The organism is Sphingomonas sp. IC-56, assembly GCF_021043375.1.
GTDB lineage: Bacteria > Pseudomonadota > Alphaproteobacteria > Sphingomonadales > Sphingomonadaceae > Sphingomonas.
In genome coordinates this window covers 346143-360205 of sequence record NZ_JAJNDV010000003.1, presented here as the reverse complement: position 1 = coordinate 360205, position 14063 = coordinate 346143, and the positions used below count along the sequence as shown (strand labels likewise).

Genomic DNA, 14063 nt, shown 5'->3' with positions numbered 1-14063 from the left:
ACGCGGGCTCATCCCTCGGCGATAAATCTTTGGACTTTCGTCATCATCCGGTATTAGCAGTAATTTCTCACTGTTATTCCGAACCAAGGGGCAGATTCCCACGCGTTACGCACCCGTGCGCCACTAAGGCCGAAGCCTTCGTTCGACTTGCATGTGTTAGGCATGCCGCCAGCGTTCATTCTGAGCCATGATCAAACTCTCAAGTTTATGTACGATATTGGCGAGGTGGAATGCCCTGCCAAAACCGCTCATCTCTAGGAGCCGTTCCTGCACATCTTCACGTATGGAAACGTGTAAAAGGACCTATGGAACGACTAAGCTTTAACGATACCGAACACGCCTAGAAGCCGTGCCGACACCGAGCCGCCGCCCACATGTCCCTTCATCTAAATCAACAATGTCAAAGAGCCGACAAAAACCGACACCCGATCATCCCTCACTCTCGTGGGGCGATCAAAGCGCCGTCAATGTGGTGACCACCCCGACACCCGCACCTCGTTTCCAAGAGCGCCGCGTCGCTGCGGTGAAAGGGCATATATGTGGAGGGTTCCGACCCGTCAACGGGTTTTTTGGCACAAAAATACCTGCAGCCCCCAAAAAACCCGGAAAGCCGCAGAAATCCTCGGGCTTACGCCTCTACCTCCGTGTCAGTTTCGTGGTGGACGACCCGGACGCGCCAGCGAATCAGCCCGCCCGGTCAGCGAATCCTGCCCCAAAAGCGCTTCATCGGCCCGAGTCAGCACGTTAGCGGCCGGCTTTCCCAGTGACCGGATTGATGCAAGTTGCAATCTGCAACCGATCAAGATGCAGCGCATTCACCTGGCATGCCTTGCTTCTACTTTCATCTCCGCACCGCCAATCATGTCGAACAGGCAGAACGGCGTGAGTTCCCCGACCTTCGCGAGGCGTTGATCGCCGCAAACGGCGCCGCGCGGTCGCTCATCCATAAGCATGTACGCCGCGCGCCCGCGCCGTTGCACGGGAGCCTGGACATCCAAGACGAGCGACGGCTGCCAGTGGCGCGGATCATGCTGGCCGATGTAGCGCGCCAGATATCCTGAGCGCGCATATGTGCCAGTTGCCACAACCCGTGGCGGAACCAGGCCCGGTTCCGCAGCCCGAGGACGTTCCCTATCCCGGCTTGATCCAGCTTCACGTCGACGCGCGCGACACCGAGCGGGGCATCTTCCGAGTGCAGGAAACAATTGCGGTCCAGCAGGCCGGGCCGCTGACACTGCTCTTTCCCGAGTGGCTGCCTGGCTACCATGCTCCCCAGGCGCCGATCGAGTTATTGGCGGGCCTGAAGATCGAAGCGGATGGACAGGATCTGCGTTGGAAGCGGCACCCGGTGAAGGTGCATGCCTTTGCTGTCGATGTGCCGGAAGGCGTCGAGGCGATCGACCTGTCCTTTCAGTTCCTCTCGCCGACCGACAACGCGCAAGGGCGCGTGGTGATGGGCGCCGGGCTGTTGATGCTGCAATGGAACACGGTCGTCCTGTATCCCGCCGGGTATTTTTCGAGGCGGATCGAGGTCGAGGCAAGCCTGACGCTTCCAACCGACTGGCAATGCGCCTGCGCGTTGCAGACTTCGGAACGCCAGGGAGACAGAATAAGCTTTCATCCGGCGCCGCTCGACGTGCTGGTGGACTCGCCCGTTCTGGCCGGGCGGCATTTCCAGCGCGTGACGCTGGATGATCGCGGGCAGGTGCACCTCAACATGGCGGCCGATCGCGCTGAACTGCTGGCAGCCACGCCCGAGAAGATCGCGCCGCACCGCGCCTTGATCGAAGAAGCCGACCTGTTGTTCGGTTCGCGGCCGTTCGACAGCTATGAGGTGCTGTTCGCGCTAAGCGACGAAATCGACAGCATCGGCGTCGAGCACCATCGCTCGTGCGAGGCCGTGACGATCCCGGGCTATTTCGCGGAATGGGAGGAGAGCTTCTCCCGGCGTGACACGATCGCCCACGAATATATCCATAGCTGGAACGGAAAGCATCGCCGGGGCGCCGATTCCTGGACGCCCAGCTTCGATCGGCCGATCCGCAACAGCCTGATGTGGGTCTATGAAGGGCAGACCCAATATTGGGATCGGGTGCTGTGCGCGCGCTCGGGGCTGTGGACGCACGACCAGGCGCTTGGCGCGCTGGCGCTTACCGCGGCGACGCAGGAGGTTCGATCGGGCAGCCGCTGGCGCCCGATGAGCGACACCACCCGCGATCCCATCATTGCTGCGCGAGGCGCCCTGCCCTGGCCAAGCTGGCAACGCAGCGAGGATTATTATGGCGAAGGATCGCTGGTCTGGCTGGACGTCGATACGCGGGTGCGGGAGCTGTCCGGCGAGCGCCATTCGCTAGACGAGTTCGCGCGGGCCTTCTTCGGCAGGGGTGATGAAGGCGACTGGACGACCAGCACCTACACCTTCGAAGATGTGGTCGCACAGCTTCAAGCGCTTGCTCCCTTCGATTGGCGGCAGTTCTTCCTCGACAAGCTCGAAGGCAAACAGGAAGGCGCGCCACTCGCGGGCTTTGAGCGCGGCGGGTACCGGCTGGTCTATCGGTCCAAGCCGAGCGACTATTGGGCGAACAGCGAGAAGGTCGCCGGCAATCTCAACCTGACCTTTTCGGTTGGGCTGACGGTTGGCAACGACGGGAAGTTGCAGGACGTGTTGTGGGAGGGCCCTGCCTTCCAGGCGGGTCTGACCAATGGGGCCACCGTGCTGAGCGTGAATGGGCGCGACTATTCGCCTGAAGTGCTGCGGGACGCGGTGGCGGAAACCGGGAAGGGTTCGAGCCTGCATTTGCGGGTGCGTATCGGCAAGCGAGAACGGGACGTCACAATCGACTATGTGGATGGGCACCGATATCCGCATCTGGAACCCGCGACCGATGGGCCGCGGCGGCTCGATGATATCCTGCGGGCGAAACGCTGAGCGTTGATCACTGGAAAGTAGAAAGGCCTGAGCGGATGCTCAGGCCTTCGCTTTTCAGGCGGGTTCGCTGGGGGCAATCACGATCGCGCTCGTCGGATCGGATTTACCGCGCTTCCGAACAATCAAGCCGATCGCGACTGCCGACAGGGCGGTCACCACCGCCGCCTTGGTCGCGAAGCCGCGCTTGTTGAACTGAAGCTCGGAGCGGATGCCCATCTCGCCGGGTATGTTGGGGATCTTGGCATGGGCGAGATCTTCGATCACGCCTTCCACCACGTTGATGCGGTCGGCGCCCATCAAGATCAGCCAGTGCATCCAGTTGGACTCGCTCCAGCGGAAGGCGGTTCGACGCAGCATGCCGCTGACGCCGCTGGGGGGCGTGGACGTGCCCACCACCGCCGGCTGGCGGATATGCTCGATCGATTGGAGGATCTCCACGTCCGGCTGCTGCACGGGCGGACGATCCCATTGGCGGGTGAGGCCATGGTCCTGCGTCTGGTCGCGCATGGGATAGGTGGGATCATTCTCCGGATTGGCGTCCACGGCCCAGCCGGAAATGGAAGCGGTGTCCACCAGGTGCGGGCTCTCGGTCTTCACGGGCAGGGTCATTGTCCGCTCCTCAACGTCCGCCATTGGGCACCAGGACGGGCTTGATGCAGTTGTCCAGCTTGGCGGCGAATATGTGATAGGCGTCGGCCACGTCTTCGAGCGGCACGCGGTGCGTGATCATCGCCTTGGGGTTGATGTGGCCGGCGCGAACATGCTCGATCAGGCGCGGGAGCAGGCGCTTCACCGACGCCTGGTTGGCGCGGATGGTGATGCCCTTGTTCACGACATTGCCCATCGGCACCATGTTGCCGGTCGGGCCATAGACGCCGACGATCGAGACGATGCCGCCCTTCTTCACCGAGTTGATCGCCCAGTGCAGGGCGATGGCATTGCCCGCCTCGAGCTTCAGCTTCGCGCCGAACAGCGTCTGGAGGAAATTGCCCTTCGCGTCGCCGCCAACCGCGTCGATCACGACGTCTGCGCCCAGGCCGTCAGTGGTCTTCTTCATGAAGACAACGACATCGTCGACTTCCTTGAAGTTGTAGACCTCGGCAGGGCCGAAGGTGCGGGCGAACTCCAGGCGATAGTCGACATGATCGAACACGATCACGCGGCCCGCGCCGAACAGCCAGGCAGCGCGTGCGGCCATCAGTCCGACGGGGCCAGCGCCGAAGATCGCGACGGTATCGCCCTTCTGGATGCCGCCCATTTCCGCGGCCTGGTAGCCGGTGGGAACGACGTCGGTGAGCAGCACCGCGTCGTCGGGGTCCATCCAGTCGGGGATCACCGTCGGGCCGACATCGGCATAGGGCACACGGACATATTCGGCCTGGCCGCCGTCATAGCCACCAGCGGTGTGCGAATAGCCGAAGATGCCGCCCACTGCAGTGGCCTGGGCGTTGGATTCGTGGCAGTTGCCGAACAGGCCCTGTTTGCAGAAGTGGCAGTGGCCGCAGGCGATGTTGAAGGGGACGAGGACATGGTCGCCGACCTTCAGGTTCTGGACCTCGGGTCCGATCTCTTCGACGATGCCGCAGAATTCGTGGCCGAAGGTCATGCCGACACGGGTGTCGGGCACCATGCCGTGATAGAGATGCAGGTCCGAACCGCAGATGCACGAGCGCGTCACCCGGACGATGGCGTCGCGGGGATGCAGGATCTTGGGCATCGGTTTTTCCGAGAGGCGGACGCGATAGGGTCCGCGGTAATCCATTGCCAGCATGCAGGCTCCTCCGTCCCACGCCGAACCTTGCTGGGCGCAGGTTGTTCCCTGGCTTTGCGCGGTTCTAACGTGCGTTAGGAAGAGCGGCGAGCATCTTGTAGACGCGGAAACGGTGTTGTCGGGGCGGCGCCTAGATAAACCTAAGCCATTGATCTACAAAGCTAAGCCAGCTTTACCGCGCGTCTTTCCCGGGCGGAGCGGTAGATGGCCTCGATCAGGCGCAGGTCGCGCAGGCCTTCCTCGCCCGGGACGATCGGCTCACGGCCGGTCATCGCGCATTCGGCGAGGTGGTCGAGCTGCCCGACAAACTGGTTCTTGGGCAGCGGGGGGAGCACGCGCGGCTCGGTCTTGCCGTTGGCGCGCACCCACATCTGGTGCCCTTCATAGGAAGTGGCGGGCTCCATGCCGACCCAGCCCTTGTCCCCCGTCACGCGATAGGCGTTGTGGTTGGAAGTGTAGCGCGACTGGCAGCTCGCGAGCAGCCCGGAGGGGAAGCGCATCTGCCAGTCGATGCGGTCTTCCACCGTGCGGAAGCGGGGATCGCTGCGGTCGGTATATTCCATCGCGCTGACCTCCACGGGCTCCTCGCCCGCCAGGTAGCGCGCGGCGTTGAGGCTGTAGATGCCGATGTCCATCATCGATCCGCCGCCCGACATCGGCTTGTCCAGCCGCCACTGATTGGGCTGCGCGTTGAAGCCATGTTCGGACGTAATCAGCGTTGGTTTGCCCACGAATCCGCTGCGAACGAGCTCTATCGCGTGCCGATTGTACGTTTCGAAGCGCGAGCGATAGCCGATCATCAGCTTGCGATTGGCCTTGCGCGCGGCAGCGATCATCGCCTCGCATTCGGCGGCGGACACCGCCATCGGCTTTTCGCAGAGCACATGCTTGCCCGCCTGGCTGGCGCGGATCGAATATTCGGCATGCATCGAATTGGGCAGAATGACATAGACTAGGTCGATGTCGGGATTGTCGCGGATGCGGTCGAAATCCGCATAGCTGTAGCGGTGCGTCTTGGGGATGCCGTACTCGCTGCCATAGCGTTCCAGCTTTTCGGGCGTGCCGCTGACCAAGGCCGACAGCCGCGAGAACTCGCAATCTTTGAGGCGCGGCATGATCTGGCGGGTGGCATAGCTCCCCAGCCCGACAATGGCGTAGCCGAGCTTGCGCTTGGGCGGCTCGGCGGCGCAGGCGGCCAGCGGGCTCGACAGCGCGGCGCCAGCGAGCGGTACGGCGCCGAGAAGCTGAACCAGCTGGCGGCGGCTAATGGCTTCCTTGTCCATCCGACATTCCCTTCATGCGATGCGCGGCGCTGCACGGTCGGTGCCATGGTAGGCACGCTTCCTCCGCGGCGGCAATGGCGACCATGGTCCACCCTCGCGGCTTATCGCGAGTCGGTTGCAAGGATACCGGCATGGCGAGGTGCGTTGCGTGATCATCCTGGGGAAAGGCCGATTCATGCAGCTGTCGATCAATGGTGAAACCTACGCGATCGAGGAGCTGGACGTGCGAACGTCGCTGCTCGACCTGCTGCGCGAGCGGCTGGGGCTGACCGGCAGCAAGAAGGGCTGCGACCATGGCCAGTGCGGCGCGTGCACGGTGCTGGTCAACGGACGGCGCATCAACAGCTGCCTGACGCTGGCGGTGATGCATGAAGGCGACGAAATCACCACGATTGAAGGGCTGGGCACGCCCGAGGCGCTGCACCCGTTGCAGGCGGCGTTCGTGAAGCATGACGGGTATCAGTGCGGATATTGCACGCCCGGGCAGATCTGTTCGGCGGTGGGCATGCTGGACGAAGTGCGGCGTGGCTGGGCGAGCAACGTGACCGAGGATGTCGCGGGCGCGCCGCCGCTGGACGACGAAGAGATCCGCGAGCGGATGAGCGGCAACATCTGCCGCTGTTCGGCCTATCCCAACATCGTCGACGCGATCCGCGAGGTGGCGCAGGCATGAAGACGTTCGAGTATAGCCGCGCGGGATCGCCGCAGGAGGCGGTTGCCAGCGCCGCGGTGGCAGGGGCGCGCTTCATTGCGGGGGGCACCAACCTGCTCGACCTGATGAAGCTGCAGGTAATGACGCCCGATGCGCTGGTGGACATCAGCCGGCTGCCGCTGGACCAGGTAGAGCGTGGCGTAGAGGGTGGCGTGCGGATCGGCGCGCTGGTGCCGAACTCCGATCTGGCCGCCAACCCGTTGATCCGAGAGCAATATCCGGTTCTGGCCAAGGCGCTGCTTGCCGGAGCCTCGGGGCAGCTGCGCAACAAGGCGTCGACCGGGGGCAATCTGCTCCAGCGGACCCGCTGCTATTATTTCTACGATCCCGGCATGGGCTGCAATAAGCGCGAGCCGGGCACGGGCTGTTCGGCGCAGCAGGGGTTCAACCGCGTCCTGGCGGTGCTCGGCACGTCGGAGCACTGCATCGCGACGCACCCGTCGGACATGGCGGTGGCGATGCGGGCGCTGGACGCGGTGATCCATACGCTGCGGCCTGATGGGAGCGAGCGTGGCATTCCGATCGGCGAGTTCTACCGCCTGCCGGGTGACACGCCGCATATCGAGAATGTGCTGGAGCAAGGCGAGCTGATCACGGCGATCGCGCTGCCCCCGGCGCCTGCGGGCGTGCAGATCTACCGCAAGGTGCGCGACCGGGCGTCCTATGCCTTTGCACTGGTCTCGGTCGCGGCGGTGGTGGACGTGCAGGAGGGGCGCATCGCCTCGGCTTCGCTGGCGTTCGGTGGGCTGGCGCACATGCCGTGGCGCGACCCTGCGGTCGAGGCTGCGCTCGTGGGGCAGGCCCCCTCCCCTGCGCTGTTCGATGCCGCCGCCGACGCGCTGCTCCAGGGCGCGCGCGGCTATGGCCATAATGATTTCAAGATCCCGCTCGCCCGGCGCACGCTTGCCGCGGTGCTTGGCGAAGCGGTGGAGACACGCGCATGACCGATACCGTTAGCCTGACGATGGATACGCCGGTCGAGCACAGCCTGCTCGACCAGGACGCGCAGGCGGTGATCGGCCGCCCGCTGGACCGCGTAGACGGGCCGCTCAAGGTGGCGGGCCGCGCCACCTATGCCGCCGAATACCAGCTCGACAATGTCGCGCACGGTTTCCTGATCGGGGCGAAGTTCGGGCGCGGGCATGTCAGCCGCATCGATGCCGAGCAGGCGCGCAAGATGCCGGGCGTGATCGACGTCTTTTGGGACTTCGACCATTTCATCCGCAACCCGCAGCAAGGCGGGCAGAAGTCCAGGCCGGTGCAGGGCGTGCGCGAGGTGCAATATTATGGCGAGCCGATCGCCATCGTGATCGCGGAGACCTTCGAGCAGGCGCGCGACGCCGCGCATGCGGTGCATGTCGAGTGGATCGAAGCGCCGGGCATGTTCGATTTCGACGGACGGCTGGACGAAGCAGTGACGCCGCCCGATGGCGCGACCGACGCCTATGCCTGCAAGGGCGATATCGGCGCAGCGATGGCGCAGGCGGCGGCGAGCGTAGACCAGGTGTGGACCACGCCGAGCCAGAACAGCGCGGCGATGGAGATGCACGCCTCGATCGCCAGCTGGGACGCGGAAGGCAATCTGACGCTGCACGGCGCGTATCAGATGCCGGCGTCGGACCGTCAGCAGCTGGCCGATGCGCTCTCGCTGCCGGTGGAAAAGGTGCGGATCATCGCGCGCTATGTCGGCGGCGGCTTTGGCGCCAAGCTGGGGATCGCGCCGGAATCAGTGGCTTCGGCGCTGGCTGCCAAGGCGGTGGGTCGGCCGGTGAAGACGGTGATGGCTCGCCAGCAGGTGTTCGACGCGACGGTGCGGCGGTCCAATACCCGCCAGCGCATCCGGCTGGGGTCGACCGCTGAGGGCAAGCTGATCGCGGTCGGACATGAGACGATCGGCAGCAATTTGCCCGAGGAGGATTTCTTCGAGCCCGCCGGGATTTCGACGCACTTCCTCTATGCCGGCGAGGCGCGGCGGATCACGCATGACAATGTGCCGATGAACCGGCTGTTGTCGGGTTCGATGCGCGCGCCGGGCGAGGCGGCGGGGATGCTGGCGCTGGAATGCGCGATGGACGAGCTGGCGCAGGCGCTGGACATGGATCCGGTGGCGCTGCGCAAACTGAACGAGCCGGCGGCCGATCCGCAGAAGGACAAGCCCTTTTCCTCACGCCGGCTGGTGGAATGCTATGACGATGCCGCGGCCAAGTTCGGATGGGAGCAGCGCAACCGCACGCCCGGCGGGCTGCGCCAGGGCGAATGGCTGATCGGGCACGGCATGGCGGCGTCGGCGCGGTCGAACAAGCTGCAACCGTCCAAGGCGCGGGTGGCGATCGAGGCCGATGGCCGCGTGGTGGTCGAGACCGACATGACCGATATCGGCACCGGCACCTATACCATCCTGTCGCAGATCGCCGGGGAGCTGCTGGGGCAGCCGCTGGATCGCGTGGAGGTACGGCTGGGTGATAACCGCTATCCCCCGGGTGCGGGGTCGGGCGGGTCGTTCGGTGCGGGAAGCAGCGGCACCTCGGTCTATGTCGCGTGCCAGAATCTGCGCGAGCAGATTGCCGGCAAGCTCGGCGTCGCGGCCGGCGACGTGACCTTCAAGGATGGGATGGTGATTGCGGCTAATCGCGCGACGCCGCTCGGCGAAGTTGCCGGCGGCATGGACGTGATCGGCGAAGTCGAGCCGGGCAAGATGGACGAGGATGTGACGCAAGCCTCGTACGGCGCGCATTTCTGTGAGGTGCATGTCAACGTGCACACGGGCGAAACGCGGGTGAATCGCTGGGTTTCGACCTTTGCCGCCGGGCGTATCCTGAACGAAAAGACGGCGCGGTCGCAGTGCATCGGCGGGATCGTGTTCGGGATCGGCGCGGCGCTGCACGAGGAAGCGGTGCATGACTGGCGCAACGGCAAAATCGTGAACCGCGACTTGGCCGAGTATCATGTGCCGGCGCATGCGGACGTGCCGCATATCGACGTGACCTTCCTGCCCGAGCGGGACGTGCATGCGAATCCGTTGCAAGCCAAGGGGATCGGCGAGCTGGGGATTTCGGGAGCGGGCGCGGCGGTGGTGAACGCGATTTACAATGCGACGGGCGTTCGGGTGCGGGAGTATCCGGTGACGCTCGACAAGCTGCTGGCAGGGTTGCCGGTGGTTTAGCGCCTTGGTTCCCCGGCGAAGGCCGGGTCCAATTGCAGTGCGGCTCGTGGGATGAGCCTTCGCTCGCCGGGTGCGTGGCAGCTGGGCCCCGGCCTTCGCCGGGGAACTGGTGGGTTTGCTGCGGGGCGCCTTGAGGCGTCTCGCTTGGGGCGAGCCCCCTCCACCACGCGCTGCGCGCGCGGTCCCCCTCCCCGTTCCGGGGAGGTTCTTCTCCTCCCTTCGTCATTCCGGCCTTGAGCCGGGATCCCGCTTCTTCTGTTGGGGCAAGGCAGCGGGACCCCGGCTCAAGGCCGGGGTGACGAGGGAAGACGGGCGCGGCTCCCTCCACTCCACCCCCATCGGCAACCTTGGCGACGGTCGCCGCGTTGCTTGGGCAGACACAGGTGATCCCCGGGAGTTTCGATGGCCAATTTCATGTTTGCCACGGGCATCGAGAACAGCATTCCCACGATCAATCAGGGCCGCACCCGCATCGACCAGATGGAAGCGAGCCACCATTACGACCGGTGGCGCGAGGACTTCGATTTGGTCGAGGAGATGGGCATCCATTATCTCCGCTTCGGGCCGCCGCTGCATCGTAGCTGGCTGGGGCCCGAGCGCTATGACTGGGAATTTGCCGACCTGGCGCTGAACGATCTGCGCAAGCGCGACATCACGCCGATCGTCGACCTGTGTCACTTCGGTGTGCCGGACTGGATCGGCAATTTCCAGAACCCGGATTTTCCCGAGCTGTTCGCGCGCTATGCTGCGGCGTTCGCTGAGCGCTATCACTGGATCCAGCTTTATACGCCGGTCAATGAGATGTTCATCTGCGCGACCTTTTCCGCGCAATATGGCTGGTGGAACGAGCAGCTGTCGGGCGACTGTCATTTCGTCACCGCGCTCAAGCACATCGTGAAGGCGAATGTGCTGGCGATGGAGGCGATCCTCAAGCGCCGGCCCGACGCGATCTTCATCCAGAGCGAGAGCTCCGAATATTTCCACGCCGACAGCCCAGCGGCGATCGGCCCGGCCGAAGTGATGAACGCCAATCGCTTTCTGAGCCTGGACCTGAATTACGGCCGGCGCGTCGACAGCGAGATGTATGAATATCTGATGGACTGCGGGATGAGCCGGGAGGAGTACCACTTTTTCCTCGGCCGCAAGCTCAAGCAGCACTGTATCTTGGGCACCGATTATTACTGGACCAACGAGCACCGCGTGCATGCCGATGGCACCACGCGCGCGTCGGGCGAGGTGTTCGGATACTCCGAGATCACCCGGCAATATTATGGCCGCTACGGCCTTCCGGTCATGCACACCGAGACGAACCTGCATCAGGGGCCGAACGGCGACGAGGCAGTGAACTGGTTGTGGAAGGAGTGGGCCAACGTCCTGCGCCTGCGCAATATCGGCATCCCGACCGTGGGCTTCACCTGGTATTCGCTGACCGATCAGGTCGACTGGGACACGGCGCTGCGCGAGCAGAATGGGAACGTCAATCCGCTGGGGCTGTATGACCTGGACCGCAAGATTCGACCCGTTGGCGCGGCGTTCAAGCAGCTGATCCGCGACTGGCGCGACGTGCTGCCGGCGCAGAGCGTGTGCCTGGTGGTGCCGGTGGTGCCGCCCTCGCATGCCGGACGCGAGGACGCGGTGGAGCAGGAAGCGCGGATGGCGGGGATGCGGACGGGCGTCTAACGTTCAAGAGAGCGCTGATCGGCGGCATCTTAGATCCTCCCCCGGAGGGGGAGGGGGACCGCCAGCGCTAGCTGGTGGTGGAGGGGTATTCGCCTCATGGGACATCGCCTGTGGAGACTACCCCTCCACCAGCTTCGCTGGTCCCCCTCCCCCTCCGGGGGAGGATCGAGCTAGGCGGCGGTGCGGTGTTCTACTGTGCGGGATTGGGCGATTTTCTGGGCGAAGGATTCCAGGGCGCGGGTGAAGCTGGGCATCAGGGTGCCGCGTTCGCTTGCCAGAGCGGCGTTTGCCGGGCGTTTGGCTTTCCAGCCCAGGGTGTCGCCGGGGACGGCGTCGATCAGGCTGGGGTCCAGGCCGGTGGCTTGCGCGACGCGGCTGGCGAAGTCGGCCCAGCTTAGCGGTTCGCCGTTGGACAGGTGCCAGATGCCCTCCGCGCCGTCGATCAGCAGGTCGAGCGCGGTGTTGCACAGGTGGGGCACGTAGGTCGGGGTGACGACCGCATCCGCAGCGGCGGCGAGGCGTTCGCCGCGGCTGAGCGTGTTCACGACGTGAACGGCGAAGTTGTGCGCGTCGTGGGGGGAGAAGAAGGCAGCGGTGCGGATCATCAGGTGCTTGCCCGGCAGCGCAGCGATCTGTGCCTCGGCCTGGGCCTTGCTCTGGCCGTAGACGCCCAGCGGCGCAGGCGTGTCGCTTTCGACATAGGGGCGGCCGGTCGTGCCGTCGAACACCAGGTCGCTGGAGAAGCTGACCGTGGGAATGCCGCGCGCGGCACAGGCCTGCGCCAAGCGGACCGCGCCGTCGGCGTTGGCGGCCATGCAGGCGCCGGCTTCATCCTCGGCATCGTCGACGCGGACCCAGCCGGCGGCGTTGATCACTGCCCAGGGCTTGTAGCGGTCGAGCGCGGCGTCGATGCTGGCCGGGTCGGCCAAGTCGAGTTCGGCGCGGCTGGTGAGGACATGGACGATGTCGCGGTGGGCGGCATAGCGGGCGAACGCCTGCCCCAGCGTGCCGGTGGCGCCGGCGATCAGCACGGGGGGCGAGTTGCCGAGATCGGCCCACTTGGGCGAGGGCAGATAGTCGCGCAGCGGCGCCGGGCGCGGCGTGATCGGGTGTTCGATGCGGATGTTGCGGCGCCACCAGCCCTGGCCCGCCATGACCGGGTGCTTGGGCGCATCGCCGGGCAGGCCCTTGAGCAGCGGCACCATCGCGGTTTCGCGCGGGGTGCCCGAACTGACGTCCCAAGCGCCGGGTTCATAGACGCCGGGCGCGGTGAGCAGCGTGTTCCAGCCGCAGCTGCCGAACAGCGCCCAGCTGGTGACCGCGCGCAGATCAACACCCTCTGCGCGCAGCTGGTGCGCGGCGTCCCAGGCATCGGCCATCCAGCGCATCTGCTCCTCACGCGTGCAGCCATTATGCGCTTCGGTGATGGCGATGGGGATGCCATAGCGTTCCCAGGTTTCGCGCAGCACGCCGATGAAACCGGGGGGCGGCGGAGTGAGGACGCGGATCGCCTCGGTATCGGCGAAGACCTGCTTGCCGTTGCCGCCGCGGGTGTGCGCGGGATAGCGCTGGACGCGGTGATCGAGGAAGCGGTCGCTGGTGAGGTAGTGGTTCACCCCGATGATGTCGGGCGGGCAAGGCGCATCGGCGATGGCGTGCAGCCGGTCCTCAAGTCCGTGGCGGCACAGGCGTTTCCACAAATCGTGCTGGGGCGTGACGCGGCCGCACAGCAGGTCCCAGCTCATCCAGCGCCGGGCGTTGTCGAACGCGGCTTGCTCACGCACCGCGCTGGTGGCGTAGGTGCGCCCCAGATCGTCGGTCTGGATCAGTTTGGCGTAAGGGATCACTTCGCGGATCGCCGCCATCGACAGGCGGACGGCGTCGATCTGATTGAGGAGCGTCAGCCAGAACGCGCCCTCATCATGGGTGTGGGGATACCAGTGGCCATAGAGCGCGGAGAAGCGCGCGGTGGTGACCGGCTCGTTCACCGGGGTCCATTCCGTGATCCAGGGATAGCGTTCGGCGACAGCGCGGGCGTGCTTGGCGAGGCCGGGCGCGAAGCTGTCGGCGAGCATGTCGGTGTAGCGCGGGCCGCTGCCGTGGTGGCACAGGCCAGCGATCGGGCGAATGCCAAGTTCGCGAAGGCGGTGGAGCCGCTTGTCGGTCCAGGCCCAATCATGCTGGTCGGGATCCTCGGGCGAGATGCGCTCCCACAGCACGGGATAACGGACGGCGGCGAGGCCGAGGGCGGCCATGCGGTCGAGATCGTCGTCGCGATCCTGATGGCCGCTGAGCACGAGTTGATCCTGAAACCGGTCGCCGATGCGATTGACGGTGGGCTCCGGACCACCCCAGAGTTCTAGAAGATCCACGCGGTCGCTCCCCTTGGTGCCTGGCTGCACTGCGGTTCAACAGCCGACAACGGCGCGCTGCCCAAATCGTTGCACAACCGGCCCCCCGGCCCAGAAGAATCAACGGTTAAGTAAATCTAAGTTAACTCAACCAGTTGCGCTCTTACGCATCCG

10 protein-coding genes and 1 rRNA gene are annotated in these 14063 nt (G+C 65.1%); 6 read left to right on the top strand and 5 right to left on the bottom strand.

Annotation, left to right across the window (positions count from 1 at the left end):
• A 16S ribosomal RNA gene (locus tag LQ953_RS06615) occupies positions 1-207 on the bottom strand; the annotation flags it as partial.
• A 617-nt stretch (positions 208-824) separates the two neighbouring features.
• Between LQ953_RS06615 and LQ953_RS06610 the strand changes: the two genes are divergently transcribed.
• Together LQ953_RS06610 and LQ953_RS06605 are read left to right on the top strand one after the other, a co-directional pair.
• The gene (locus LQ953_RS06610; RefSeq protein WP_231029932.1) at positions 825-1061 is read left to right on the top strand and encodes a DUF6894 family protein; all 237 of its coding nucleotides are present in this window, start codon (positions 825-827) and stop codon (positions 1059-1061) included.
• 29 nt (positions 1062-1090) lie between these two features.
• A complete protein-coding gene (locus LQ953_RS06605) occupies positions 1091-2929 on the top strand; it encodes a M61 family metallopeptidase (protein ID WP_231029931.1) in 1839 nt (612 codons plus the stop codon).
• Positions 2930-2983: 54 nt separating this feature from the next.
• Here the strand turns inward: LQ953_RS06605 and LQ953_RS06600 are convergent, their stop codons facing one another.
• From LQ953_RS06600 to LQ953_RS06590, 3 genes are all read right to left on the bottom strand, one after another.
• A complete protein-coding gene (locus LQ953_RS06600) occupies positions 2984-3538 on the bottom strand; it encodes a hypothetical protein (protein WP_231029930.1) in 555 nt (184 codons plus the stop codon).
• 10 nt (positions 3539-3548) lie between these two features.
• On the bottom strand, positions 3549-4700 hold the full coding sequence (locus LQ953_RS06595; protein ID WP_231029929.1) for a zinc-dependent alcohol dehydrogenase: 1152 nt from the start codon (positions 4698-4700) through the stop codon (positions 3549-3551).
• A gap of 161 nt (positions 4701-4861) precedes the next feature.
• Entirely contained in the window at positions 4862-5983 is a 1122-nt protein-coding gene (locus LQ953_RS06590; protein WP_231029928.1) for a Gfo/Idh/MocA family protein, read from the bottom strand.
• Between the two features lie 175 nt (positions 5984-6158).
• Between LQ953_RS06590 and LQ953_RS06585 the strand changes: the two genes are divergently transcribed.
• From LQ953_RS06585 to LQ953_RS06570, 4 genes are all read left to right on the top strand, one after another.
• The gene (locus LQ953_RS06585; protein ID WP_231029927.1) at positions 6159-6656 is read left to right on the top strand and encodes a 2Fe-2S iron-sulfur cluster-binding protein; all 498 of its coding nucleotides are present in this window, start codon (positions 6159-6161) and stop codon (positions 6654-6656) included.
• On the top strand, positions 6653-7639 hold the full coding sequence (locus LQ953_RS06580; protein ID WP_231029926.1) for an FAD binding domain-containing protein: 987 nt from the start codon (positions 6653-6655) through the stop codon (positions 7637-7639). Before LQ953_RS06585 ends, LQ953_RS06580 begins: the two co-directional genes overlap by 4 nt.
• Complete coding sequence (locus LQ953_RS06575; RefSeq protein WP_231029925.1) at positions 7636-9858, top strand: xanthine dehydrogenase family protein molybdopterin-binding subunit; 2223 nt, start codon at positions 7636-7638, stop codon at positions 9856-9858. The genes LQ953_RS06580 and LQ953_RS06575 overlap by 4 nt, the downstream gene beginning before the upstream one ends.
• Before the next feature lie 402 nt (positions 9859-10260).
• Complete coding sequence (locus tag LQ953_RS06570; protein WP_231029924.1) at positions 10261-11538, top strand: family 1 glycosylhydrolase; 1278 nt, start codon at positions 10261-10263, stop codon at positions 11536-11538.
• Between the two features lie 170 nt (positions 11539-11708).
• On the opposite strand, the gene LQ953_RS16325 is transcribed toward LQ953_RS06570, so the two are convergent.
• The gene (locus LQ953_RS16325; RefSeq protein WP_231029923.1) at positions 11709-13910 is read right to left on the bottom strand and encodes a family 1 glycosylhydrolase; all 2202 of its coding nucleotides are present in this window, start codon (positions 13908-13910) and stop codon (positions 11709-11711) included.
• Positions 13911-14063 lie beyond the last annotated feature (153 nt).